General features: G+C 44.5%; 24 protein-coding genes. 9 read left to right on the top strand and 15 right to left on the bottom strand.

What is annotated here, in order from left to right; translation table 11 throughout:
* Positions 1 to 7: 7 nt before the first annotated feature.
* The gene (gene trmD / locus JMX97_RS04235) at positions 8 to 772 is read left to right on the top strand and encodes a tRNA (guanosine(37)-N1)-methyltransferase TrmD (protein WP_201555690.1); all 765 of its coding nucleotides are present in this window, start codon (positions 8 to 10) and stop codon (positions 770 to 772) included.
* 224 nt (positions 773 to 996) lie between these two features.
* On the top strand, positions 997 to 1,428 hold the full coding sequence (gene rplS, locus JMX97_RS04230; protein WP_201555689.1) for a 50S ribosomal protein L19: 432 nt from the start codon (positions 997 to 999) through the stop codon (positions 1,426 to 1,428).
* Positions 1,429 to 1,618: 190 nt separating this feature from the next.
* On the opposite strand, the gene JMX97_RS04225 is transcribed toward rplS, so the two are convergent.
* Positions 1,619 to 2,176 (bottom strand): DUF4442 domain-containing protein, encoded by a 558-nt coding sequence (locus JMX97_RS04225; RefSeq protein WP_201555688.1) that lies wholly within the window; start codon positions 2,174 to 2,176, stop codon positions 1,619 to 1,621.
* A 501-nt stretch (positions 2,177 to 2,677) separates the two neighbouring features.
* Between JMX97_RS04225 and JMX97_RS04220 the strand changes: the two genes are divergently transcribed.
* From JMX97_RS04220 to uvrC, 3 genes are all read left to right on the top strand, one after another.
* Positions 2,678 to 3,061, top strand: a complete 384-nt coding sequence (locus tag JMX97_RS04220; RefSeq protein WP_201555687.1) for an HNH endonuclease — start codon at positions 2,678 to 2,680, stop codon at positions 3,059 to 3,061.
* A 170-nt stretch (positions 3,062 to 3,231) separates the two neighbouring features.
* Entirely contained in the window at positions 3,232 to 4,758 is a 1,527-nt protein-coding gene (locus tag JMX97_RS04215; RefSeq protein WP_201555686.1) for a DUF3360 family protein, read from the top strand.
* A 160-nt stretch (positions 4,759 to 4,918) separates the two neighbouring features.
* Positions 4,919 to 6,763, top strand: coding sequence for an excinuclease ABC subunit UvrC (uvrC, locus tag JMX97_RS04210; protein ID WP_201555685.1), 1,845 nt, complete (start codon positions 4,919 to 4,921; stop codon positions 6,761 to 6,763).
* 86 nt (positions 6,764 to 6,849) lie between these two features.
* Here uvrC and JMX97_RS04205 read toward each other — a convergent pair whose 3' ends face one another.
* From JMX97_RS04205 to urtA, 9 genes are all read right to left on the bottom strand, one after another.
* Complete coding sequence (locus tag JMX97_RS04205; RefSeq protein ID WP_201555684.1) at positions 6,850 to 7,437, bottom strand: dihydrofolate reductase; 588 nt, start codon at positions 7,435 to 7,437, stop codon at positions 6,850 to 6,852.
* Between the two features lie 82 nt (positions 7,438 to 7,519).
* Positions 7,520 to 8,380, bottom strand: a complete 861-nt coding sequence (locus JMX97_RS04200; protein ID WP_201555683.1) for a thymidylate synthase — start codon at positions 8,378 to 8,380, stop codon at positions 7,520 to 7,522.
* A 102-nt stretch (positions 8,381 to 8,482) separates the two neighbouring features.
* Positions 8,483 to 9,367, bottom strand: a complete 885-nt coding sequence (gene lgt / locus JMX97_RS04195) for a prolipoprotein diacylglyceryl transferase (protein ID WP_201555682.1) — start codon at positions 9,365 to 9,367, stop codon at positions 8,483 to 8,485.
* A gap of 103 nt (positions 9,368 to 9,470) precedes the next feature.
* Positions 9,471 to 9,656: a hypothetical protein gene (locus tag JMX97_RS04190; RefSeq protein ID WP_201555681.1), complete on the bottom strand. Its 186-nt coding sequence runs from the start codon at positions 9,654 to 9,656 to the stop codon at positions 9,471 to 9,473.
* Between the two features lie 2 nt (positions 9,657 to 9,658).
* Complete coding sequence (urtE, locus tag JMX97_RS04185) at positions 9,659 to 10,357, bottom strand: urea ABC transporter ATP-binding subunit UrtE (protein WP_201555680.1); 699 nt, start codon at positions 10,355 to 10,357, stop codon at positions 9,659 to 9,661.
* 75 nt (positions 10,358 to 10,432) lie between these two features.
* Positions 10,433 to 11,320, bottom strand: a complete 888-nt coding sequence (gene urtD / locus JMX97_RS04180; RefSeq protein WP_201555679.1) for an urea ABC transporter ATP-binding protein UrtD — start codon at positions 11,318 to 11,320, stop codon at positions 10,433 to 10,435.
* Entirely contained in the window at positions 11,320 to 12,390 is a 1,071-nt protein-coding gene (gene urtC / locus JMX97_RS04175) for an urea ABC transporter permease subunit UrtC (RefSeq protein WP_201555678.1), read from the bottom strand. Before urtC ends, urtD begins: the two co-directional genes overlap by 1 nt.
* 10 nt (positions 12,391 to 12,400) lie before the next feature.
* Complete coding sequence (gene urtB / locus JMX97_RS04170) at positions 12,401 to 14,179, bottom strand: urea ABC transporter permease subunit UrtB (protein ID WP_227671451.1); 1,779 nt, start codon at positions 14,177 to 14,179, stop codon at positions 12,401 to 12,403.
* A 351-nt stretch (positions 14,180 to 14,530) separates the two neighbouring features.
* A complete protein-coding gene (gene urtA, locus JMX97_RS04165; RefSeq protein ID WP_201555677.1) occupies positions 14,531 to 15,874 on the bottom strand; it encodes an urea ABC transporter substrate-binding protein in 1,344 nt (447 codons plus the stop codon).
* A 437-nt stretch (positions 15,875 to 16,311) separates the two neighbouring features.
* On the opposite strand from urtA, the gene JMX97_RS04160 reads away from it, so the two are divergent.
* Positions 16,312 to 17,181: an NRDE family protein gene (locus JMX97_RS04160; RefSeq protein ID WP_201555676.1), complete on the top strand. Its 870-nt coding sequence runs from the start codon at positions 16,312 to 16,314 to the stop codon at positions 17,179 to 17,181.
* A 214-nt stretch (positions 17,182 to 17,395) separates the two neighbouring features.
* Positions 17,396 to 18,493, top strand: coding sequence for an NAD(P)-dependent alcohol dehydrogenase (locus JMX97_RS04155; RefSeq protein WP_201555675.1), 1,098 nt, complete (start codon positions 17,396 to 17,398; stop codon positions 18,491 to 18,493).
* Between the two features lie 119 nt (positions 18,494 to 18,612).
* On the opposite strand, the gene JMX97_RS04150 is transcribed toward JMX97_RS04155, so the two are convergent.
* A complete protein-coding gene (locus JMX97_RS04150; protein ID WP_201555674.1) occupies positions 18,613 to 19,134 on the bottom strand; it encodes an RNA pyrophosphohydrolase in 522 nt (173 codons plus the stop codon).
* 459 nt (positions 19,135 to 19,593) lie between these two features.
* On the opposite strand from JMX97_RS04150, the gene JMX97_RS04145 reads away from it, so the two are divergent.
* Together JMX97_RS04145 and JMX97_RS04140 are read left to right on the top strand one after the other, a co-directional pair.
* Positions 19,594 to 20,007 carry an OsmC family protein gene (locus JMX97_RS04145; protein WP_201555673.1) on the top strand — a complete coding sequence of 138 codons (414 nt, stop codon included), beginning with the start codon at positions 19,594 to 19,596 and terminating at the stop codon, positions 20,005 to 20,007.
* A 14-nt stretch (positions 20,008 to 20,021) separates the two neighbouring features.
* Positions 20,022 to 20,447: an MAPEG family protein gene (locus JMX97_RS04140; protein ID WP_201555672.1), complete on the top strand. Its 426-nt coding sequence runs from the start codon at positions 20,022 to 20,024 to the stop codon at positions 20,445 to 20,447.
* A 223-nt stretch (positions 20,448 to 20,670) separates the two neighbouring features.
* On the opposite strand, the gene JMX97_RS04135 is transcribed toward JMX97_RS04140, so the two are convergent.
* The 4 genes from JMX97_RS04135 to tatB form a co-directional block, all read right to left on the bottom strand.
* Positions 20,671 to 21,717, bottom strand: coding sequence for a tRNA dihydrouridine synthase (locus JMX97_RS04135; protein ID WP_201555671.1), 1,047 nt, complete (start codon positions 21,715 to 21,717; stop codon positions 20,671 to 20,673).
* Between the two features lie 59 nt (positions 21,718 to 21,776).
* Entirely contained in the window at positions 21,777 to 23,273 is a 1,497-nt protein-coding gene (locus JMX97_RS04130; protein WP_201555670.1) for a UvrD-helicase domain-containing protein, read from the bottom strand.
* 186 nt (positions 23,274 to 23,459) lie between these two features.
* On the bottom strand, positions 23,460 to 24,350 hold the full coding sequence (gene tatC, locus JMX97_RS04125) for a twin-arginine translocase subunit TatC (protein ID WP_201555661.1): 891 nt from the start codon (positions 24,348 to 24,350) through the stop codon (positions 23,460 to 23,462).
* Positions 24,350 to 25,081 carry a Sec-independent protein translocase protein TatB gene (gene tatB / locus JMX97_RS04120; RefSeq protein ID WP_201555724.1) on the bottom strand — a complete coding sequence of 244 codons (732 nt, stop codon included), beginning with the start codon at positions 25,079 to 25,081 and terminating at the stop codon, positions 24,350 to 24,352. Before tatB ends, tatC begins: the two co-directional genes overlap by 1 nt.

The raw sequence follows: 25,081 nt of genomic DNA, 5'->3' as shown, positions 1-25,081 counted from the left end.
GATTCAGATGTATTTTGCCGTGATTAGTATTTTTCCTGAGATGTTTGCGTCGATTCGTGATTTTGGTATCACGGGGCGCGCAGTCACTCAGGAGCAAGTCACGATTGAATGTATTAACCCGCGTGATTACACTACTGACAACTATCGCCGTATTGATGAACGTCCTTATGGTGGAGGTCCTGGCATGGTGATGATGGCCGAGCCATTGTCACAAGCTATTGAGGATGCCCGCCTGCGCGCAAGCCAACACGGTTGCCGTATAGACAAAGCGCACTGTCCGGTGATTTATATGTCACCGCAAGGGCAGACGCTGAGTGAAAGTAGCGTGGTCAGCATGGCTGAGTATGACGGCATGATTTTGTTATGTGGTCGTTACGAAGGTATTGATGAGCGCCTATTATCGCAGTACGTCGATATGGAAGTGTCACTTGGCGACTATGTGTTGAGCGGTGGTGAGCTGCCAGCAATGGTGCTAATGGATAGTGTGATACGTCGTCTGCCCGATATCATGGGCGATGATAAGTCAGCAGAGCAAGACTCGTTTGTCGATGGTTTGCTTGACTGCCCACACTATACCAAGCCGCATGAGTTTGCTGGTATGGCAGTTCCTGAGGTACTACTCTCAGGTCATCATGCCAATATCGCTAAGTGGCGCTTTAGCCAGCAAGTTGAACGTACGCAAACGCGGCGTCTAGACTTATGGCAAGCGTTCACACCAACGGCTCAGCAAGCTAAGTGGTTAAAGGCATTGGCAAAAGCAGATAAAAAGTAGCTTTTATAAAGAGCTTTTTTATAAATAGTGGCTTTGATAGTTAGATAAACAGTTAAGCAATAAAATTTTGAGCAACACTAAACAGGTCATACCATAATGGCCGTTTGCTACCCAATTTACGTTGTGTCGATTTAATACAAAATAGTATTGAAGGGCATGATTACTTATTACAAACAGGTGATATGCGTTAAGCCTCTATTATCTAATGTGAGGAGATAACTCTCATGAGCAACAAGCATCCATTGGTTCAGGTCATTGAAAACGCTCAATTGCTTGAGCGTCCTAGTTTTGCCCCCGGTGATACCATCGTGGTTCAAGTAAAAGTACGTGAAGGTGAGCGTGAGCGTTTACAGGCTTTTGAAGGCGTCGTTATTGCCAAGCGCAACCGCGGTCTAAACTCAGCGTTTACCGTCCGTAAAACTTCAAGCGGTGTTGGCGTTGAGCGTGCATTCCAATTGCATTCACCTATCATTGATAGCATTGTAGTGAAACGTCGCGGTGCTGTTCGCCGTGCGAAACTGTACTACTTACGTGAGCGTTCTGGTAAATCAGCACGTATCCGCGAAAAGCTTGGTGTCCGTCCTGCAAAAAAAGGCGCTCAGAAAAAAACTGACGCTGGCGTACCTGATGCGGTTGAGACTGCACCAGGTATTTAAGCATAAGTATCTAAGCTCAAGCTTGCCGTTTGCCTTAGCGTTTATTAATACGCTAGGGTAAATAGGCAGAAGTAGATACAAGCCCTTATTCATAGGTTTATCATATAAATAAGTGGGCGTACCAAAAAAGACAAAACCCCAATCTGTGCTAAAGCCGGATTGGGGTTTTTGTATGTATGGGTTTTATTTTTTATGACTCTATATTATCGATGCGGCTACTCTGGTTTTTAGATTTACTGTGTTTACGCAAGCGTATGTAAATAGTTTTGGTCACAGTTGCGATGATTTTTTGCTGCTCATCAACGATATCCGTCGTGTATTCGCGAAAGACAGCCTCGCCATCTTTTGCTAGCTCTTGAATGGTAGCAATCTCAGTGCTAGGGATTTTCATCCGTGTTCTGACTTTACTGTTACCCGGTGCAATAAACTCGATGTTTGAACTTTTATCCCAGACCACATAAGTGCTGCCCAGTTGATGCATGAGCATGAGCATATAAAATGGATCGACCATCGAGTATAAGCTACCGCCAAATTGTGTCCCTACGATATTTTTATTGAAGGCATTAAGCTTCATACTGACCACACATAATCCTTGATCCAAATTGATATGTTCGACCTTGATACCCGCACCGATATAAGGGGCGTAGGTATTTATACGCAACTTAAGCAGATGCGGGGTTAGCAGTGGCATGAGATTTTTTTTGGCGTTACGTTTTAAGGTCTCAAAGTTTTTGGGTAATAAGCTCATAAATGTATCCTTTTGCCTGTTGCAATGCTGTTATTCGTTTCTACTTGGCTAAGTGTGTGTCTTAGTGATCAGGCAAACGGAAATTAATAGCAAACAGCGTTGTTAGTGTTAAGAGGTTAATAAGTACAGCATAACGTTTTTAACACTGATCCTCACTATTAACCGTTACTATTAAACAATGGCTGAGTAAAAAGTATCTATCATAATTAAAAACAACCCGTGTCACCAGTCTTAAAGCGTAACGAGTGCCAATCACTGAGTAATATGAGTAAGATATATTTTACAGTTTGGATATAGTCGATGCAAAATAAAAAAGCGTTGTGTATAGCAACGTGCCACTGGTATAAATTGTTCTTGCGTGCGGTTCGCCAGCGTGCTTCGAGCCTGCAAAATGTTTGTGACAGTAGCATCCCAGTAGCATCTCAGTAGCACTGTACCGTTTCTAGATTGGATTAATTATAAGCCAGAAAAAACAGATATAAGATATGCATAGGAGGATACATGCTTATGAAAAATGTGTTCGATAGTGATAATAAAAGGGACAATAAAAGCAGTCATGAGGGTAGTGACGAAGTAGATTTTGAAGATGCAGTTTGCGAGCTTTGCAGTCGCACTGAGCTGAAGTTAACCCGCCATCATCTTATTCCACAGTCGCGCCATAATAAAGCCCGTACCCAGCGTAATTTTAGCCGTGAAGCTATGAAGACTGACGTTGCTATGCTATGCCGACCATGCCATAGTCAAATTCACCGTATTTTTGCCAATCACGAGCTGGCAAGTTATTACCATACCATTGAGCGTTTACAAACTCATAGCGAAGTGCAAAAGTTCATCAACTGGGTTAAAAAACGGCCAGCAGGTCTTAAGATACGAGTCAGACGCTGATAAGCGTGTAATCTTTTAGTCCGCAAAACTACCATGCTGGTCTCGCATTTTAACTCTTGATGACATACAATGGCGGCAAATTTAAGCCTGATAGCTTATTTTTTGTACAATTTTATGCAAATAAGTTATCAAGCACACAACAAGAACCTCAGCCAACATAAGGAGATGTGATGAGCAACACTCAGATCCCCGCTTCAGGATCTAATCTGCAGCCACCAAATCCTTCCGATTACGATCAAGAATTGACAGGCAGTTATGTTGATCTGCATAAGCCAAGTGCCAGTTTTAAGAACCGCGATGCCTATCTTGAGCATGAATTGCAAATCATGAAGCCTAAACGCTGGCGTGCTAACTTGCCGTTTCGTGATTATCGTTTTGAGTATGAAGATACCATTCCGGCGATGGCGGCAACGATTGGTAAAGTAGTGATGGTGGGTGCCATTGCTGCCACATTTGCAGGTCCTCTAGGTTTGGGCGATGCATTTGTGTTAGAGAACGTACGTTATGAGCTGTTGATTGTCTCGGTCTTTATTATTTTATTTTCAGGATTTTTCTTACCCACGGCTAACCTTGCGGGTACCCACGGCCCGCTGATTCCTTTGATTCCGATTGTGGTTGCTGCCGGTGGACATCCGATGGCTTTTGGCTTACTTATCGGTTTTTTTGGTCTCTTACTGGCGATTAGTAAAGGGGGCAGCTTACTGGCGAACTTGACCAGTAAAGGGGTGTGCGGTGGTCTGCTGATATATCTAGGCTTTATCGGGACCACTTCTCAAGTCAAAAACCTCTTTGCTTGGTCAGAAAGCATCGGTATGTCTCATATTGCTTTTATTGTGATTTTACTCACGATCATCCTGTATGCGGTATTAGAGAGTTTCCAAAAGCGCTGGCTTGCGGTGCCTCTTAGCTGCTTGCTTGGTGGCGGTGTTGCTTTTGCATTGGGTGCGCCATTTGAGTTTAAGACTGCGCCCGGCTTACCGCATATGAGTCCGATGTACTGGTGGGGAGAGAATAGTGGCTGGATGCTTGGCTTGCCGACCGTCGAGAGCTTTATTGTGGTGATGCCTTTTGCGGTATTGGCCGTAGCGATGTGGTCACCAGATTTCTTAGGTCATCAAGTGTTCCAAAAGATCAGCTATCCTAAACGTACCGAAAAAGTTTTGATGGATATTGATGACACTATGGTCAGTGCCTCCGTTCGACAGGTGGCAGGCTCGGTACTGGGCGGTGCTAACTTTGCGTCGTCATGGGGCACGTATATTGTCCCTGCGGCAATCGCCAAACGCCCTATTCCTGCTGGTGCAGTGTTGACCGCTGTGTTCTGTGTTATCGCTGGTGTTTGGGGTTATCCGATGGACTTGGCGATCTGGGAGCCAGTATTATGTGTGGCTTTAATTGTCGGGGTCTTTATTCCACTATTAGAAGCAGGAATGGAGATGACGCGTGAAGGTAAAACCACGCAGTCTGCTGCCATTGTGGTCTTTGCCTCTGCATTGGTTAACCCAGCCTTTGGGTGGTCAATTACCTTACTACTTGATAACTTAGGTCTGATTGGCTCAAAAGAGCGTAGTGCTAACTTGTCTAATATGAGTCGCTGGATTATTCCTGGTGTCATGTTTATAGTTCTAACTGGTGTGATGGCTGTGGTTGGTATGTTGCCGGGTATTCCAGCATTATTACCGAACTTTCGCCATTGATATTGAGCGATAAATAGCAGTCGTAACAGTCGCAATTATAAAAGTCAGCCTCGTGCTGGCTGTTTTTATGCACGCTGCTGTGCCGATAACGGTTCTTGTAAAATGGTCAATATCCCCCCATAAATAACTGTATTCAAGCACTTTTAAGGGCAGTATTTTTATGGTCAATGTCTCAGCGTCGACTGTGGTCGATGATAAGAAAGCCCGTCTTAAACACCTCATTAAGCGCCTGCCAAATTTGCCAGGAGTCTATAAAATGCTGGGCAAAAACGGTGATATTCTTTACGTGGGTAAGGCAAAATCGCTTAATAGTCGGGTAAATAGCTATTTTGCTAAAACCATCGACCATCCAAAAACGCGAGCTTTGGTCGCACGCATTCACAATATTGAGACCATTATTACTCGCGGCGAGACTGAGGCGCTACTACTCGAGCAGAATCTAATTAAAGAATACCGTCCGCCTTATAACGTGCTGTTGCGTGATGATAAATCGTATCTGTATGTGTTCATCTCAGCGGATAAGCCTTATCCACGTCTGGCTTATGGTCGGGGTAAAGGCAATCATCAAAAAGGTCGGTTTTTTGGGCCTTTTCCCTCAGCCCATGCGGCAAAAGAAACCTTAGTATTGATGCAAAAAATGTTTCAAATGCGCCAATGTACCAATACTTTTTTCCGTCAGCGTAAACGTCCTTGCTTAGAATATCAGATCAAGCGTTGCCGTGCGCCCTGTGTGGGCCTAGTATCACCGGAAGATTATGCCGAAGATGTGAACAATACCATTCGCTTTTTAAAAGGCGATTCTAGTGATATTCATAATGCATTAATCGTAAAAATGGAAGCCGCCGCTGAGGAATTAGATTTTGAAAAAGCGGTATTTTATCGTGATCAGTTGTCTATGCTGCGCGAAGTACAAGCACGGCAGGCGGTCTATACCGTAGAAGGCGAGGCCGATGTGATTTCGATTGCCAGCCAAGCAGGAATGAGCTGTGTCAACGTGTTGACGGTTCGCGGTGGACGAGTGCTGGGTGGTAAAAACTACTTCCCTGATGTCGATAGTAGTGAGCCGTTAGCGGATAATCTATCGGCTTTTATCACGTCATTTTATTTCCAAGTCACGGATGACTTGCCAGCTGAGATTATCTTAAGTCATGAATTACCGGATCAAATTGCGGTCAGTGAAGCGCTAGCGACCCACTTTGAAAGTAAGGTAGTGATAAAAACCAGCGTACGTGAATATCGGGCAGAATGGCTGGATTTGGCAACACTGAATACTAATAATGCGCTAAAAACTAAATTGGGCGATTATCTGGAGCTGCATGCGCGCTTTGGGGCCCTGAAAGACGTGCTATCGACTGTCACAGATCGCCCTATCGACCGTATTGAATGTTTTGATATCTCCCATACTATGGGTGAGGCGACTATTGGTAGCTGTGTAGTGTTTGATCAAGGTGGCTCGCGTCGGCGTGATTATCGCCAATATGCTATTCACGATATCGTAGGCGGTGATGATTATGCGGCAATGAAGCAAGTACTGACTCGCCGCTATAAAAAGCAGCCGCTACCTGATTTATTACTGATTGATGGCGGTAAAGGTCAGCTAAGTATGGCAAAAGAGGTGCTCGTAGAATTAGGTATTCTCGGGGATACTTTGATGATTGGGGTGGCGAAAGGTGAGGGGCGTAAAGCGGGTCTTGAAGTACTGCATTTCTTAGACCATGAGCCGTTAGATTTACCCATGGACAGCAAGGCGCTGCATTTACTCATGCACATTCGCGACGAGGCGCATCGCTTTGCTATTACTGCGCATCGTAAAAAACGTGATAAGCGTCGGTCATCGTCAGTGTTAGAAGTCATTCCAGGACTTGGTGAGAAGCGCCGCCGCGATATACTTAATCATTTTGGTGGAATGCAGCAGTTATTAGGGGCATCGCAACAAGAGCTGGGCGGAGTGCCAGGTATTGGCCCCGTACTGGCGAAGACAGTTTATAAAGTGTTGCACGAGTAGTATATGGTTTTCTATATGAATACCAATTAACTCATGCAAATATAAAAGCATTAAATTTCTTTGAAAAAGCCGCTACTGTCTTCTACTTAGCGGCTTTCTTTTTGATAGGTCACAAATTTAAAATCCAAGTCGCTTTTATCATCATGCATTTGCTCAGATTCTTGCGCAATATTAAAATCGCTCGGCAGCTCAGGATAAAAAGCATCGCCCTCACTGATTTCAGTATCTACGTGAGTCAACTCAATGCGATCGGTATACATTAGCGCGTCGCTAAAGACCCGCTCACCGCCAATCACCCAAATCGTATCAAGGAGTAAGCCATGTGCCAGACTTGCTGCTTGTGTTAAAGCATCATCCAAGTTATGTACCACATGAGCGTTATCACGTCCTACTAGACTTTTTTGCTCGGCATAGTCCAATTGGCTAGTAATAATAAAGCTAACTCGCTTTGGTAAGGGCTTGCTGCCCATCGACTCAAATGTTTTGCGCCCCATGATGACGATACCTTGCACCGTACTTTCAGTCTGACTGCTTTGCGCATCGCTACGGGTGGTCATTTTTTTAAAATGTTGTAGGTCTGCTGAGATATGCCAAGGTAGCTCATTACCTTTACCGATACAGCGGTTGCTACTGATGGCCGCGATTTGGGCGACTTGGGTATTGGCATAACTCATAGGTGATCCTTTTAATTAATACGAATAACTGATGTCGAAAAAATGCTTACTTATAGAACGGATTATTTATACAAATAGACATTCATACCGCAACCTTAGCTTTGATACCAGGATGCGATTCATAACCCTCAATGCTAATGTCATCATACTCAAACGCGAAAATATCTTTAATATTAGAATTTAGCGTTAAGGTCGGCAACGCATAAGGCGTGCGGGTCAACTGTAATTCAGCTTGTTCACGGTGGTTTTGGTAAATATGACAATCGCCGCCGGTCCAGATAAATTCGCCAACGTCCAACCCACAAACTTGAGCTACCATATGGGTTAAGAGCGCATAACTGGCAATATTGAACGGTACGCCTAAAAACAAATCAGCCGAACGTTGATATAACTGGCATGAGAGTTTGTTGTCCGCCACAAAAAACTGAAACATAGTATGGCAAGGGGGCAGGGCAACTTGCTCGGCTTCGGCGGGATTCCAGCCAGATACGATTAAGCGGCGTGAATTGGGGTTAGTCTTTATTTGCTCAATAACTTGTGTGATTTGATCGACACCATCAGCGTTATAAAGGCCGTCTGCATTTTTGGTTGCGCCATAATTACGCCACTGATGACCATAAACGGGCCCTAAGTCACCAGCAGGTCTATTAAAGCGTGCGGTCTGCTCGGCCGTTGCCCACTCATTCCAAATGCGCACGCCATTTGCTTGCAAATAATCCACGTGGGTACTGCCACTCAAAAACCATAATAGCTCATAAGCGATGGATTTAAAATGGACTTTTTTGGTAGTCAACAGTGGAAATCCTGAGGCTAAGTCAAAACGTAGCTGCGCTCCGAAGTGGCTAAGCGTACCGGTTCCAGTACGATCCCCTTTTTCCGTACCGTTAGTGAGAACGTGATGGAGCAAGTCAAGATAGGCTTGTTCATTGTTGCTGTTGATCATAAATTTGCTCTTTAACTATCAGCGTTGCTGACAAAACGGTTATTAGCAGCGCTGACATTATCAAAATTATTATTAATATAAAGGTAGGTTAAGTACCTCAGCTTAATAAGCTGATTGTTTACCCCAATCATAAATGCTGTTCTTATAAGCATAAATCAGTAGAATGATACCAAGAATAATCATCGGTGCGGACAACATCTGTCCTTTGGTCATCCAACCTAACAAAACGAATCCTTGATCAGCATCTGGCTGACGGAAGAACTCAATAATAAAACGGCTCAATCCATAACCTAATAAGAATACGGCGGTCACGGCCATACGTGGTTGCGGTTTGGATGAGTACCACCATAAAAATAGGAACAATAACAGTCCTTCGGCAAAGGCTTCATACAGCTGAGAGGGATGACGGGGCAGTAAATACTGGCTGTTAACTTCAGTCATCAGCTCTTGCAAGGCTGGGTTGCTTTGTAGCAGCGCCATATCTGATGTGGCGGCTTGTGGGAAATACGTTAGCCAGTTATAGCCACCATCAGAAACCCGCCCCCACAGCTCACCATTGATGTAATTACCTACACGCCCAAAAAACAAACCCATGGGTACACAAGGAACGATGAAATCGAATACTTGAAACGGGGTTTTTTTATACTTACGCGCAAAGAACCACATGCCCAACATGACGCCGATAAAACCGCCATGGAACGACATGCCGCCTTCCCAGACTCTGAATAGATAAGCAGGATTCTGCAGTAACTCGCCGAACTGATAAAACAGCACATAGCCAACACGCCCGCCTAATATCACTCCCAACGCCCCGTAGAACACTAGGTCGGATACCATATCAGTTGACCAATTATCGCGCTTAGTACTGCGATACCATGCCAATCCGTAAGCAGTAGCAAACGCTAGCAAGTACATCAAACCGTACCAATGGACTTCGACAGGCCCAAGTGCTAACGCTACAGGATCATATTGAGGATGAATCATCATAAGGGCATCATAATATTGGTAATAAAATGCTGTACATAATAGCAAATTTCGCTCGTTGAGCATACTGTATTGCTATTATGTCAGTCATGAAGCCATGATAGATTTAGGTATTGAATTTACCATCTGATTTATAATGGGTATGGCGGTAGATAGATTTGGTGGTAATGCTTGCAGGTTTTTGATGGTGACGTTTGGTATTGATAAGTAGCGACACACAAGCAAAGCAATAGTTACAGGACACTGTCGCGATTGAGCTATCACTGTTAAGGACTCTTTTTTGTTGGCTCATAGTTAAATGGCGACCAGCTCTTGCACTTTGTTGTCCACCATTGTATCGCCTGCCCCTTGTGCCAACACTTTACCGCGTGATAATACTGTGTAGTTGTCGGCGAGCTCTTCAGCAAAGTCGTAAAATTGCTCGACCAGTACAATCGCCATATCGCCTTTATCGACTAAGTCCCGAAGGACTCGGCCAATATCCTTAATAATAGACGGTTGAATGCCCTCAGTAGGTTCATCTAGAATTAGCACCGTAGGCTCAGAGGCTAAGGCACGAGCAATGGCCAGTTGCTGCTGCTGACCGCCAGACAGGTCGCCGCCACGTCGATGTTTCATCTCATCGAGTACCGGAAAAATATCATATAAATGCTTAGGTACCTGCTTGGCTTTACTGCGTGAAAATTTGGCCATACCAATCAAAATGTTTTCTTCCACAGTTAAGGTGGAGAAAATATCACGTCCTTGTGGCACATAAGCGAGTCCCGCTCGTACCCGCTGCTCGGATGAGAGTTTACTGATGTCTTTATCGTTAAGTAAAATCTGCCCCGATTTGATCGGCAATATGCCCATTAGACATTTGAGTAAGGTGGTTTTGCCCACGCCATTACGACCGAGCACCACACTGCATTCACCAACGGGCGCTGTGAGCGAGACGTCTCGCAAAATATGACTGCCGCCATAGTATTGGTTGATGACATTAACTTGTAACATGGTTGTCTCCTAGCATTTGAATCATCCCTAACCTATCAATTGTATTACAGTTCATCGGCCTAACTATTTACCGAGTTATCGACCCAAATAGGACTCAATGACCGCCTCATTGGCTTGTACTTCGGCTAAGGTGCCTTCGGCTAGAATCGCCCCCTGTGCCAAGACGGTGACTTTGTCACTAATGGCATCAATAAAGGTCATGTCATGCTCGACCACCACTAAAGTGTGATTTTTTTTGAGGCGCAAACACAGCTCGGCCGTGTGCTCAGTCTCAGCATCGGTCATACCCGCAACGGGCTCATCAAGCAAAATAAGCTTGGGGCTTTGCATCAGTAGCATACCAATCTCTAGCCACTGCTTCTGCCCATGTGATAGCAAACCGGCAGGCTTGTTGATTTGGTCAGTCAAGCGGATTTGCTGTAGGGTGGCGTCAAGCGTATCGCGGGTATCGGCATTGAGGGTGTTAAACAAGCTTTTGACGACGCGCTTATCTTTGGGCGCCGCGAGTAACAAGTTATCCATAACGGTAAAATTTTCAAATACGGTAGGTTTTTGAAATTTGCGCCCAATACCCGCTTCGGCTATCTCTTCAGTAGACATGCTAGCAAGGTTATGGGTTTGTCCAAAAAAAACGCTGCCATTGGTAGGGCGGGTTTTACCAGTAATGACGTCCATTAGTGTGGTTTTACCGGCACCGTTTGGGCCAATAATACAGCGTAGCTCGCCCTCTTCAATGTATAGCGATAGATTATTGAGTGCCCGAAACGACTCAAACCACACGCTCACATCTTCTAAATACAGAGCAATACCGTGGCTAAAATCGACGCCTGGTTTTTTGGGGTGACTGAGACCGTCGCCACCATTATGGCTCCCATATTCATCTATAGCAGGTGTATTTAAAGCGCCACTTTCTGGCAATGTTTTAGTAGGGTGCTTGACAGAGGCTGGTTTTTTATTGAACATTACTGTTTCTCCTTTTTGAAGCGGTCAAACATGCCCATAATGCCATTGGGTAAAAACAGCGTTACTACCACGAACAGTCCGCCCAATATCAATAGCCAAACCTCAGGGTAGGCCACAGTAAAGTAAGTTTTTACTGAATTAACCACGCCAGTGCCCAAAATCGCACCAATTAGTTTGCCTCTGCCACCAGTCGCCACCCAAACAGCCATTTCAATTGAGTTAACGGGGTTCATCTCACTGGGGTTAATAATGCCCACTTGTGGAACATATAGCGCCCCTGCGATACCCGCGATAACGGCGGATAACACCCAAGCGGACAGCTTGTACCAGAGGGTACGGTAGCCTAAATACTGCAAGCGGTTTTCGCTATCACGAATGGCGCCAAGTACCCGTCCATAAGGTTGGTTCATTAAGTAGCGTAAGCCAACATAAGACAATAATAATGCTAAAGCGGTAATAAAGCACAGCATCGAACGGGTTGAGGCCGCGGTAATATCATAGCCCAAAAGAGTCGTAAAGCCGGTGAAGCCGTTGTTGCCGCCAAAGCCGGTTTCATTACGAAAGAATAATAGGGCGGCTGCATAAGTCATGGCTTGGGTGATGATAGAAAAATAAACGCCTTTAATCTTGGAGCGAAAGGCAAAGAAGCCAAAGATAAAAGCAATCAATCCCGGTACCAGTACCACCAGCGCCATCGCCCACCAAAAGTGTTGAGTGCCGGCCCAATACCATGGCATTTCAGTCCAGCTTAAAAAGCGCATAAAGTCGGGTAGCGCATCGCCTGCGGTTTCGCGCGTTAAGTACATACCAAACGCATAACCACCCAAAGCGAAGTACAAGCCGTGCCCCAAACTTAAGATTCCGGCATAGCCCCATACTAGGTCTAGTGCTAATGCTACCATGGCCAGTGCCATGATTTTACCGATGAGGGTAATCCAATAAGCTGAGAGATAAAAAGGGGAGGTCTCTGGCATCAGATGCAGCCAAGGCAATATTAATAAGATTGCAAAGCACAAGCCAATCAAAATGGCACTACGCGGGGTATCGGACAGTAATTTGGTCATTAGCATAGGTATCTCCTTATTCGACAAAGCGGCCTTTGAGTGCAAATAAACCTTGTGGCCGCTTCTGAATAAACAGAATCACAAGAACCAACAACACGATTTTGGCCAATACCGCCCCAATACCAATCTCAAGTACGGTACCGCTGACGCCTAGTCCTAAGGCCGCTAACACCGCGCCCCATACTTGACCGACACCGCCAACGACTACCACTAAAAAGGTATCGATAATATAGGTTTGACCCAAATCTGGACCAACGTTACCCACTTGAGCCAGCGCGCAACCTGCCATGCCGGCAAGCCCAGAGCCCAACCCAAACGCCATCATATCGATACGTGCTGAGGGGATACCGACCGCCCGTGCCATCTGGCGGTTTTGCGTGACTGCCCGTATAAACAAACCAAAGCGTGTTTTATTGAGCAAGTACACCAATAACGCCACAACAATGACGGTAAAGCCGATAATGGCAATGCGGTTATAAGGGAGCACTAGGCTAGATGACACTTGATACGCACCGCTTAACCAAGCCACGTTACTGACTTCAACGTTTTGGGCACCAAAAATCATCCGCACCAATTGCATCAAAATCAGACTCACGCCAAAGGTTGCGAGTAAGGTTTCCAGCTCACGCCCATACAAAGGGCGAATAACAATACGTTCAATAATCATACCGATAATAGCGCTCACCAAAAACGCAGCTGGAATAGCGGCCACCAAATACCAACCGACCATATTTGGCAAGTAGGCTTGAAACATATTTTGGACCATATAAGTGGTATAAGCGCCAATCATAATCAGCTCGCCATGCGCCATATTAATCACGCCAAGCAAGCCAAAGGTAATAGCAAGACCGAGGGCGGCGAGCAGTAAAATGCTGGCGGTACTCATACCAGTGAAAATATGACCCATCCACGTACTTATTTCTATGCGCCGTGACACGCTAGCCTCAGCATCGATAAGCGCTGCTTTGAGTGTGGCATCTAGGTTGTCGTCAGCAAGGGCGGACTCAATATCTACTAAGACTTGCGGGCTATCACTATCAGCGAGAAGCTTGACCGCCGCAATCTTAGTAGGTAGATCACCATTCTTAAAATCAATACGGGCTTGCAGCGCGGCCAATGCTTTTTTAACTTTAGTATTGTCCTCGTTTGCTGCCGCTGCTGTAATAATAGCGGGGTCTACTTGGTCGATATTGTCAGATAAAATATCTACCGCTTGTAGACGCTGTGCTGACTTGTCAGACTCCAGTTTTACTTTAGCCCGCCCAAAAATGAGCGCCGAGCGTAGCGCGTTGGTCAATGTAATTGGCGATAAATCACTGGGCCAATCAGCAGTCTCTTTTTTATCAGGATAAGTAAATAGCTGATCGTCTGCACTGAGCAAGTAAGTTTGACCAACATTACCTTGATATAACTCATCATTGTCAATGAATTCGACCAAAGCATCCAAACTCTCAATCGATCCCGGCCAAGCATTTAACATGGTTTGGCGCTGACCAAAATCACCCGCCACAAATTGCTCAATAGTATCGCCTGTACTTGCGATTGCCGCTACCGAAGTGACTGACTCATTGGTTTGAGTAGCTGTAGGAGTGACTGCAGGAGTGGTCAATGATTGCTGATTTTGGGTTTGTAGTGTGTCACCGGTGGTCGTCACGGCCTCTAAGGTGACAGCAACGGTGTTGACGGGTTTGGCAGCTGGAGTGTCGTGGCTATGAACCACTTGGGTATCATGAGCGTAGGCAATGGTAGCCAGTAGAGTTGTGGCCAATATGGTTGTGGCTAAGGTTAGTGCCATTAATGCAAATAGCCGTCGTGGCACAGCAATTAAAAAAACGGTAATCCTTTTTATCAATCCATCTATCAACCCATCTCTTAATCTATGTATTAACGCATGCTGATAGTGGTTGCTTTCGGGTGATGCTTGCCCTGCAATGGGGCGTGAAGTACGGTGCTGCATTTGCGGCTCCCTATTTTTTGCAGTCAACAAATCCTAAGCCTCTACCGCTTAGTATGTTAAGCCTGTAGAGGAGTTGATAAAGTCTGAAGGTGTCTAAAGTGTTGAGAAATAAATTTAGAAAATAGGCGTAGAGCCTTTCATCTACACGTGTTTAGGCACGCGTAGATATAAATTCATTTATGGATTGGTTTACTTAGGGATGTACTGGCTCCATGGCTGCGCTTGAATGACCTCTGGCGTTTTAAAGATTGTATCAAACTGACCATCTGCACGAATTTGACCAATCATAACCGGCTTCCATAAATGATGGTTTTCCTCATCCATTTTCAGCGTGTAGCCTGACGGCGCATCAAAGGTTTGTCCGCCCATACTAATACGCACTTTATCGACATCAGTGGTGCCCGCTTTTTCAACCGCTTGCTTCCACATATTGATGCCCACATAGGTGGCCTCCATCGGATCATTCGTCACGACCTTTTCAGCATTAGGCAGATTTTTATCTAGAGCATATTGCTTATAGCGTTTGGTAAAGTCGCTATTGGTTGGGTTTTTAATCGACATAAAGTAGTTCCATGCCGCCAAATGACCTTGCAAGAGACTAGTGTCAATACCACGCAATTCTTCCTCGCCCACTGAGAATGCCATCACTGGAATATCTGAGGCTTTAATACCTTGGTTAGCAAGCTCACGATAAAATGGCACGTTCGAGTCACCATTAATGGTTGATATCACTGCTGTCTTTTTACCGGTTGCAAACTTTCTAACGTTGGAGACGATAGTTTGGTAGTTGCTAAATCCAAATGGCGTGTACTCTTCCATAATGTCTGCATCGGCCACGCCTTTTGATTTTAAGAACGCCTTTAAAATCTGGTTGGTGGTACGCGGATAGACATAATCGGTACCGAGCAATACAAAACGCTCTGCACCACCGCCTTCTTCACTCATTAAATATTCCACTGCTGGAATGGCTTGCTGGTTTGGCGCCGCACCTGTGTAAAAAATATTCTCTGATTGCTCTTGTCCCTCATACTGCACCGGATAGAACATCAACCCGTTTAACTCTTCAACCACCGGCAATACCGATTTGCGCGATACCGAGGTCCACCCACCAAAAATCACATCTACTTTATCTTGCGTTAATAGCTGACGGGCCTTTTCAGCAAATAGAGGCCAGTCAGAAGCCGGATCAACCACCACAGGCTCTAACTGCTTACCTAACACCCCGCCATTGTCATTGATCTCATCAATAGTCATCAATGCGACATCTTTTAACGAAGTTTCAGAGATAGCCATAGTGCCAGACAAGGAATGTAGGACGCCGACTTTAATAGTGTCGCCATCAGCGGCAGGAGTCGTCGTTTCTGAGGCGGCTTCTGTCGTCGTCTTTATTGTGGTTTCTACCGGTTTTTGACAGCCGATAAGGCTCAAGCTGCCAACTACCGCAATAGCCAGTAATGAGACGCGTGATTTGAGTTTATTGTTATGGTTTGGCTCAATAAACTGAGGGTTGGCTACAGTCGATAACGAAAACATGGCAATCTCCTAAATAAATACAAAAGATAAAATAATTGTTACTTAACAGTAATTATAGGTTCAAGTTTCATGCCAAGTAAAAATCGCTAGCAAAGAGAAAATAATCACGCAATAGTTGAAAAAAGCATGCAAATGTCGTTAATGTAGTGCACGAGGGTTAATCGAATGCACCATAAAGGGGAAAAAGATAAAGGAGTGCTGCAAAATGAGCGGATAGACAGGACATACTATCGAAATGGCCTAAGAGCGCTGTGGCGTTATCCTCGATGGTTCTATCACGACGCTTAATAAACATAGCAATGACGTCTGTACTCGGACATCTAGCACCACATTTGAGTTGCTGCGCCCAAAAGGACTTCGACTATATAAGTGACCATGTCATAATAATAAGTGATCACGCCATCATAAATAGTCACCACTAAAAAATAGGATAGCTCATGTGTATTGTCGCCATTGCTTGGCAATTATCGGATCAATTACCACTGATATTACTGTCTAATCGCGACGAGTTCTTACAGCGTCCGACTGAGCCGCTACATCAATGGCCGGATAAACCTATCTATGCTGGACGTGACTCTCAAAGTGGCGGCACGTGGCTAGGCATTCACAGTCAAAATAGCAGTCAAAACAGTGTTCAAGAAGACAGTCAATATGAAAGCCATCAACAAAATGGACGCTGGGCGGCGGTGTTGAACTTTCGCGATGGCGTGCAGGCAAGTTCCGATGAGCGTTCTCGCGGTGAGCTAGTAACTGGGTTTTTGACTAGTACCCTGAGTCCAATGGCATTTGCTCGGCAAATTAACCTACAAGACTATGCAGGCTTTAATTTAATTATTGGTGATGCCGAACAAGCAGTCATCGTGAATAATCGCGGTCATGCGCCGATGCCATTATATGCGGGTTTGCACATATTCTCTAATGGACAGCCGGAAGAGGCTTGGTTTAAAACTGAGCGATTGCGCGGAAGGCTACGTCAAGAAGTGCTACCGCTAATAGCTGAGAACAGCGCTCCTGAATATTGGCAGAAGGCTGCTTTTAGCGTCCTATCTGATACCACGCCAGCGCCAGCGGATAAGCTGCCAGATACTGGAGTGCCTATTGAAATCGAACAGGCTTTGTCTTCAATCTATATTGAGCCGATTACTTTGGCCAATCTTGAGACTAAAATGCCAACTTATGGCACGCGTACCCAAAGCATTTTGACTTTAGGTAATAAAAGCAGCACTCATTCGCAGTCTACTAACTCACAAGCAACTCATTATGCTCAATTAGACAGTCGAGAATGTCAACATAATATTAGCGAATAATATATAAGCCTTTCAGCTATTTTTAGTTATGCGCAACTATAGTTAATACTAAAAATTTGAACTCAATGTTCAACACTCAACGATAAATAGCAGTCAATTCCCTAAATAAATTGTGGATTTACTTCAAATTACTAATAATATGGCGTATTATGAATATACAGGGTGTTAAATCTAATGCCAGTGAAGCAAATATTGATAATACAAGGAGTGTGACATGAGTATGATGAAATCACTGATATTTATTAAGCCAGGTAAAATTGAGATTACAGAAAAAAAGATTCCTGATGTAGGTCCCAATGATGCTCTACTAAAAATTACGACAACGACTATTTGTGGTACTGATATTCATATTTATAAAGGTGAGTATCCTGTCGCCAAAGGACTGACTATTGGTCATGAGCCAGTAGGTATTATCGAAAAGCTAGGTTCAGCGGTGCAAGGCTACAAAGAAGGACAACGAGTCATTGCTGGCGCAATTTGCCCAAGCTTTAGCTCATACGCCTGTCAGGACGGCTTTCCATCACAAGATGGGGGCTATATCCAACCAGACGGCGGCACTTGCGCTTGCCATGGCTATAAAGCAACGGGTGGTTGGCGCTTTGGTAATATCATTGATGGCACGCAAGCAGAATACGTTCTAGTGCCAGACGCGCAGGCCAATCTGTGCCCAGTACCTGATGGTCTTACTGACGAACAAGTGCTTATGTGTCCTGATATTATGTCTACAGGATTTAAAGGTGCGGAAAATGCCAATATTAAAATTGGTGATATTGTCGCGGTATTCGCACAAGGACCCATTGGCTTATGTGCTACTGCTGGGGCAAGGCTCAAAGGTGCCTCGACTATCATCGCCGTTGACGGCAATAGTCAGCGATTAGCGATGGCCAAAAAAATGGGCGCTGACATCATCCTTAACTTTAACGAAGTGGATGTGGTCGACGAGATACTGAAACTCACAGGTGGTCGCGGTGTTGATAGCAGTATCGAGGCGCTTGGTTTAAAATCCACCTTTGAGCAGGCGCTTAAGGTATTAAAACCAGGTGGTACACTATCTAGCCTTGGTGTTTATTCTGAAGATTTAACCATTCCAATGTCACACTTCGCCTCTGGTCTTGGTGACCATACGATTCGAACCGCTCTATGCCCAGGCGGTAAAGAGCGTATGCGCCGTTTAATGAATGTCATTGAAACCGGACGTGTCGATTTATCAGAAATGGTAACTCATACTTACGCTTTAGATAACATCGTAGAAGCATATGACTTATTTATGAATCAGCGCGATGGGGTGTTAAAGATTGCAATTAAACCCTAATTCCTGCTAGATAGACTACGCAGAAATTAAATATAAAAAGCGCCTGTATCCTCTTTTGGATACAGGCGCTTTTTATTGTGTTGTATGCTAAAAATAAAAGTACAAAGATATTGAAGAAATCATAATTGAATCAAGTGATTGTCCTGTTCAGGAATAATCAGCTCTTGCTTGAGTGGCAGCTCACGCACCAGCTCTTGTAATGCGCGGCGATATACCCCGCGTTTAAAGTGAATTACTTGTCCGAGTGGGTACCAATAGCTGACCCATTGCCAATGGTCAAACTCAGGCTTACCCTCATCAAAGCGGATATGTTGGGTATTCAGTTCATCTAAGCGTAACAAAAACCATTTCTGTTTTTGCCCAATACACAGCGGATATTGTCCATGACGTACATAACGCTTCGGCAGACGATAGCGCAGCCAGTCTTGCGTGACTGCTAATAAGTCTACATGACGCGGATGTAAGCCGACCTCTTCCCAAAGCTCGCGATACATTGCATCTACTGGCGTCTCCCCTCGGTCGATACCGCCTTGGGGGAACTGCCAAGCATTATGACCAATACGTTTTGCCCACAGAACTTGTCCTTGTGTATTTGCCAAGATGATACCGACATTGGCGCGAAAGCCGTCTGTATCTATCATGACTAAACCTTTTAAATTGCTTAAAAAACAGCTTATTTCAATATGATATAGCGACAGCAATCATAATTATTATTGGGTGACTGGTGTCGATACCATATCAAAATAAGATTCATTGCCATTATTAAACCAAGAATCAGGCAAAATGTGTAACAATATTTTGCTATAAAATGTTTCACGAATTTAAGCTTTTAAAATCAAAGGGTTATGAATTTGGTTTTGTAAACGCTTTGAAACCATCGACTTGGTCAAATATTAGTCCTCTCTGCACAATGTCTTATTCGGTTAGCTGCTAAGATCAAAGACACCCATACATCAAATCAAGGCGGATGACAGTTGCTCTATAAAATCCTGTTTTGGCCTGTGCTACACTAGAGCGTAACGCAAATATCAAGCAATAATACCAATTAATAAAAACCGTTTAACTGGCCTAATCAGTGATATAAAAAAGGATTATTAGTAATGGCAGAATCAAAAGCAAGCGTCACTTGGCAAGAAGATAAAGCCTTTATGGGGGTGTCTCCATCAGGCCATAACGTGCAAATAGATGCCGATAAAGAAAAAGGTGCTAGCCCAATGGAGCTGATCTTGTTAGGGCTTGGTGGCTGTGCCAGCTACGATGTAGTGGCAATTTTACAAAAGTCGCGCCAAGAACTGGTCGACGTGCGTTGTGAGCTAACTGCGCAACGTGCCGAAACTGTCCCAGCGGTATATACCGATATTCATATGCACTTTGTGGTGACCGGTCAAGATATCAAAGACAAACAGGTCGAAAAAGCGATCCACTTATCAGCAGAAAAATACTGTTCAGCCAGCCGGATGTTGGTACAAGGTGGGGTAAATATCACCCATGATTTTGAAATTATTGTAGGGTAGGGGTAGAAATACTGATGAATGCACTATTTGGATTTATCCCTGATACAGCAGCGGCGGCGATATGGGCAATGGTGGTGGCAAGTTTAATGCCGTTAGCGTTTGCACTGTTGGCTAAGATGTTTGGTGGTTTTAATTTAGTAGACAATGCACATCCGCGTAATTTTTTGCAGCAAACGACAGGTAAAGCAGCTCGCGCCAATGCTGCCCAGCAGAACAGCTATGAGACTCTGCCGGTATTTTTAGTGGCGGTAGTGGTTGCCATGCTATTCTTCGTACCGCAAGCCATTATTAATAATCTAGCGTGGCTATACGTGATTATTCGCATTGGTTATGGCGCTGCATACATTACCAATTTAGCGACGTTTCGCTCAATATTATGGGGATTATCGATCGCTTGTTGTCTGATGCTGTTTTATCTAGCCATTCGAGTTAGCGCTTAATAGTTTCTATTTTAAATTTTTTAAAATCGCTATCGAATAAAGTATATAGTTAATTCAATATATAAGAGATATGCTTATAACAACGTGCTACTGGTATAAATTTTTCTGACTTGCTGTTCGCAAGCGTGCTTCGAGCCTGCAAAACGTTTGTTACAGTAGCATCCCAGCAGCACTGCATCATTCTTGAATTGGTTTAACTATATACAACAAAAGCGGCAATTTGTTATTGATGCGTGCTAGTTTGTAGCGCACTAATGATAACGGCTTTATTTTTCTCACGTTTAATCTGATCCCACAAGGTTTGCGCCTCGCTATAGCCTTTAGTCAGCATGCCCAGCCATTGTTTATAACGACCGACTAATACCACGTCAGTTTTGGCTTTCCCTTCTAAGAACTTAATCTGATGTGTTATCAAGTCTTGCCACGATAATTCCTTATCCTCGTTCATAGGATTATTTGCTGAGCTATCTACACTCGCAATCAAATCTGGACGGGTAATCGCCCCTCGTCCTAACATCAAATGCGCAGTACCGGCTTGCTGCATGCAAGAATGGGCTTGCTCTGCGGTCCAAATTTCACCATTAGCAATCACTGGTATCTTGAGCGAATTAAAGGCTTGAATCTTGTCCCAATAAGCAGGTGGTTTATAGCCTTGGGTCTTAGTACGGGCATGAATGGTCAGCCAATCTGCGCCACTATCGGCGATAGCGCCACGAATATCGTCCATCCTACTGGTATCGGTATAACCCAATCGAATCTTTGCTGATACCGGAATATGGGCGGGAACGGCTTGGCGTACTGCACTGATAATGTCATACATAACCGCAGGCTCATCCAACAGTACAGAGCCACCTCGATGACTATTGACGGTCTTAGCAGGACAACCAAAGTTGATATCGATAGCAGGCGCACCAAGCTCAGCAGCATACGCCGCATTTTCTGCCATTAACTGTGCTTCACTACCTAATAGCTGTACATGAATGGGTGTACCGGTATCCGTCTTGGCATCCTGATGTAGCTCAGGGACATATCTATAAAAAACATGCGCCGGTAACACATGCTGGGTGACTCGAATAAATTCACTGACTGACCAATCGTAAGGCCGACCTAAATCTGACGCAATTTGAGTTAATATTTGCCGCATCAAGGGATCGGTCAAGCCTTCCATAGGCGCAAGAAGGCGTACCGGCTGCGCAAATAGTTGCTGTAACTTATTTTGCCGAGTTTCAAGTTGCTGAGAGGGTAGATTAGGTTGTTGAGTACTGTTCATCTGTGGTTAGTCATCATTATAAAATGGCGCAATCAAAAGGATTTAAAAAGAAAATGCGATTAGGCCCCATAAATCACCTTTTTACCCGTTTGCAATCCTGAAATTAAGCTTTGAATATTATTAATATCTAAATTACTTTGGGCGCGAGTACAGGCAACATATAGTAGTCGTAACTCTTCTGGGCTGATTTTTACAGCGTTGGTTGTAACATCATAATAAAAGTCATCATCGAGCTGTACGCGTCCCCATTCAAGGCCTTTGGCTTTATGAGCGGTTGAAATGACATAATCGGCATTCTCAATACTGGTTAGGCTATTAACCGCTTGGCTTAAGACCCTAGTGCCATGATCGTCCACCAGCTTAACCAAGGTTTTAAGATCACTACCTTCAGAGGTTTCAGAGTATTCTTGCACATCCGACCAATTATAAAAATACGCCAGCTCAGGGACGCCATAAGCAGATTTGCCGTTTTTTAAGTTTTCTGCTGCCTGACAGAACTTCAGCATGCGATCAGTATCGGCTTGTAGCGCCACACGGTGACCCAGCTTAAGCCCGGTCAGTAATTGCGACATCGCTGCGGCATTAGTACGGCACAGAATGGCATCTTTTTTACTATGTACCATGCCTTTTTCAGTCGATGAATGCTTATTGGGATTGCCTTTTAACGGCACCTCTTCTTGTAGTGCCTTCAGTAAGGTATTGGCAATCTCTGCAATAGGGTCACCAAAACGAAACGACTGGGTCAATAAGGTTTGCGGTAGTGGCAATTTTTTCATCGCATTGACCGCACCGCGCCATTCATAGATTTGTTGATGAGCGTCACCAACATAAATGACCTGCTTTGATTGCTGGGTCAAAATTCCCATCATTAACGGATCCGCATCTTGCGCTTCATCAAATAAGATAAAGTCAGCGGGAATGCTAGGCTTGGACAATGCCCACAGTTTGAGATAAATATCATGACCAATACCCGCTGGATGACGGGCATCAATCGACTGTAACCAGCGCTGTTCTACGGCAGGATAGAGCATCTCACGCAATTGATCGGCATCAGAGTCATCAAGCCACTTGGGAAATTCGATATGGCGTGGAGCAGGATAGCTGGCATGCGTGCTACAAAAGTTACTCACGGCGTCACTGACGAAGCGCGCCAGTCTAGCGGGGGTCAAGGTAATGTATTTATTTACCCCATCCATCTGCCGACGTACTTGTACCGGTTGCAAGCCTAAGTCATCCCCAAGACGTTTGGGTGAAAATCTTGGTAGTGACAACTTTGCTGTGATATCGCGGGGAACATGCCGATAAGCTAACGAATGAAAAGTACGGCAATCCACATGTGAAGGGAATTTTTGCCGTGCGTCATTGGCAATAGCTTTGTTGAAGGCCAAATATAAACCGCGTCCACGCAGCCTCTCGCCAATAAGTTTTAGTGTTGTCGTTTTACCCGCGCCAGCATAGGCCACCACTTTAAATGACTTTTGATCCATCGCCATATTAAGTGCGTTGAGCTGCTCATCGGTAGGATGGCTCATATAAGCGGGCATAGATGCTGACATAATAACGTTACCTAAAATACAAAAACATGGCTATAAAGTGACGGGGGTAAAAAAAGCCACTGAATAGACAATGGCTGGCTGGTGAACAATGATTGTGACAGTAAGTCATGATAATAGACAGTGAATTAAAAGCCGAGTTGCTAAGTGGATAAGCAATATTAGCGAATAGCTTTACTTGATATGACGCTATTTGTTGTCTGCGACTTCTTTGTCTGATGTTGAAGTGCTGTTACGATCTTCTTTAATTAATATTTTAGCTAATAATAAGCCCAGCTCAAACAATAACCACATTGGAAACGCCAGCATTAACATTGATACGCCATCAGGCGGAGTCACTACCGCTGCAACCGCAAAACAGCCGACAATAATATAACGACGCTTATCTTCTAGAGTCTGAATGGAGACGATGCCGGCCAATATCAACAATAAGGTCACCACGGGAATCTCAAAAGTCAGCCCAAAGACCATAAATAACTTTAAGGAAAAGCTCAAATAACTGTCGATATCAGTCATTGGTAATACGTTCTGCGGGGCGAACATGATAAAAAACTTTAAGACCCCTTTGAGCACGACAAAGTAAGCAAAAGCGACACCCGCATAAAATAGAAAAATAGAAGACAGCAATACTGGGATAGCGACTTTCTTTTCTTTTTTATACAAGCCAGGGGCGACGAAGGACCAGATTTGATACAAAATATAAGGCATCGCAAAAAATGCCGCGACAAATATGGTCAGGCGTATCGGTGCCATAAAGTTGGAAGTGATGTCTGTCGCAATCATGGTCGAATTAGGTGGCAGTTGCGCAACTAATGGGTCGGATAAAAAGTCATACAACTCGCGTGAAAATCCTACTAACGCTAAAAATATAATTAAAACCGCCACACATATTTTGATCAAATGCGACCGCAGCTCAATTAAGTGCTCGGTAATCGGCATATCAGCAAGCGTACTCAATATATCATCAGACTTTTCCGTGTTATCGATATCCGTCTGATTTTTGGCGCTGTCTTTTGATTTACTATCATCCAAGTCTTCTAACTTCTCTTGCCGGCTTTTTTGCCGTTTAAACAGACCCATTAATCCACCTGCTGTTTATTTAAAGAGGTAAGTTTGTCTGGCTGATTGGCTAGAGCCTCTGAATAAACAGTATCTGATAGGTCAGCCTGCGTTTTTTGATCTAAACCAGTATGCAATAAGATATCAGCGTGATAGTTAGGCAGACGTGGCGGCGCGGGTAGGCAACGCGCTTTGTCATAGGCGCTAAGACGAAACCACATATTCTCCCATGGTTTAGTAATTATAGGTTGAACAGTCGGAGCAGGTTTTTTTGCAGCGCTATTCTCACTGCTATTGATCGAATCAACTTCAGATGGCTCAGTCGCTGCCTTTTCGTTATGATTTTGGTCTCGATGATCAGTGTGGTCTTGCCCATAAGAATAATCAAACTCTGCCGGAGTGTCCTGTTTTTTCTCAGCTTGCTCATCAGAAGCAGCAGTCTTCTGTGTTGCTTTTAGACTTTGGTTTTGCGAGGATTCAAACTCTTGCATATTGCCGCGCATTTCTGCTATCTCACGCTTCATGTCTGCTTCAGTCTGGCGAATTTTGGCCAGCTCATTTTGCATTTGTTGCCGCGTCTCAGCCAAGTCGAGCTCCGCTTCTATCTCAGACTGTAGGGTCGAAACCGTACGGCGAATTTTGGCATACCATTTCCCAGCCGTACGTGCGGCCTGCGGCAGTTTTTCTGGGCCTAGGACAATTAAAGCAATAACGCCAAACAGGAATAACTCAGAAAACCCGATATCAAACAT

Origin of the sequence: Psychrobacter sp. 72-O-c, from assembly GCF_904846605.1 — a bacterium.
Taxonomy (GTDB): domain Bacteria; phylum Pseudomonadota; class Gammaproteobacteria; order Pseudomonadales; family Moraxellaceae; genus Psychrobacter.
This window is presented reverse-complemented; position numbering and strand designations above follow the sequence as displayed.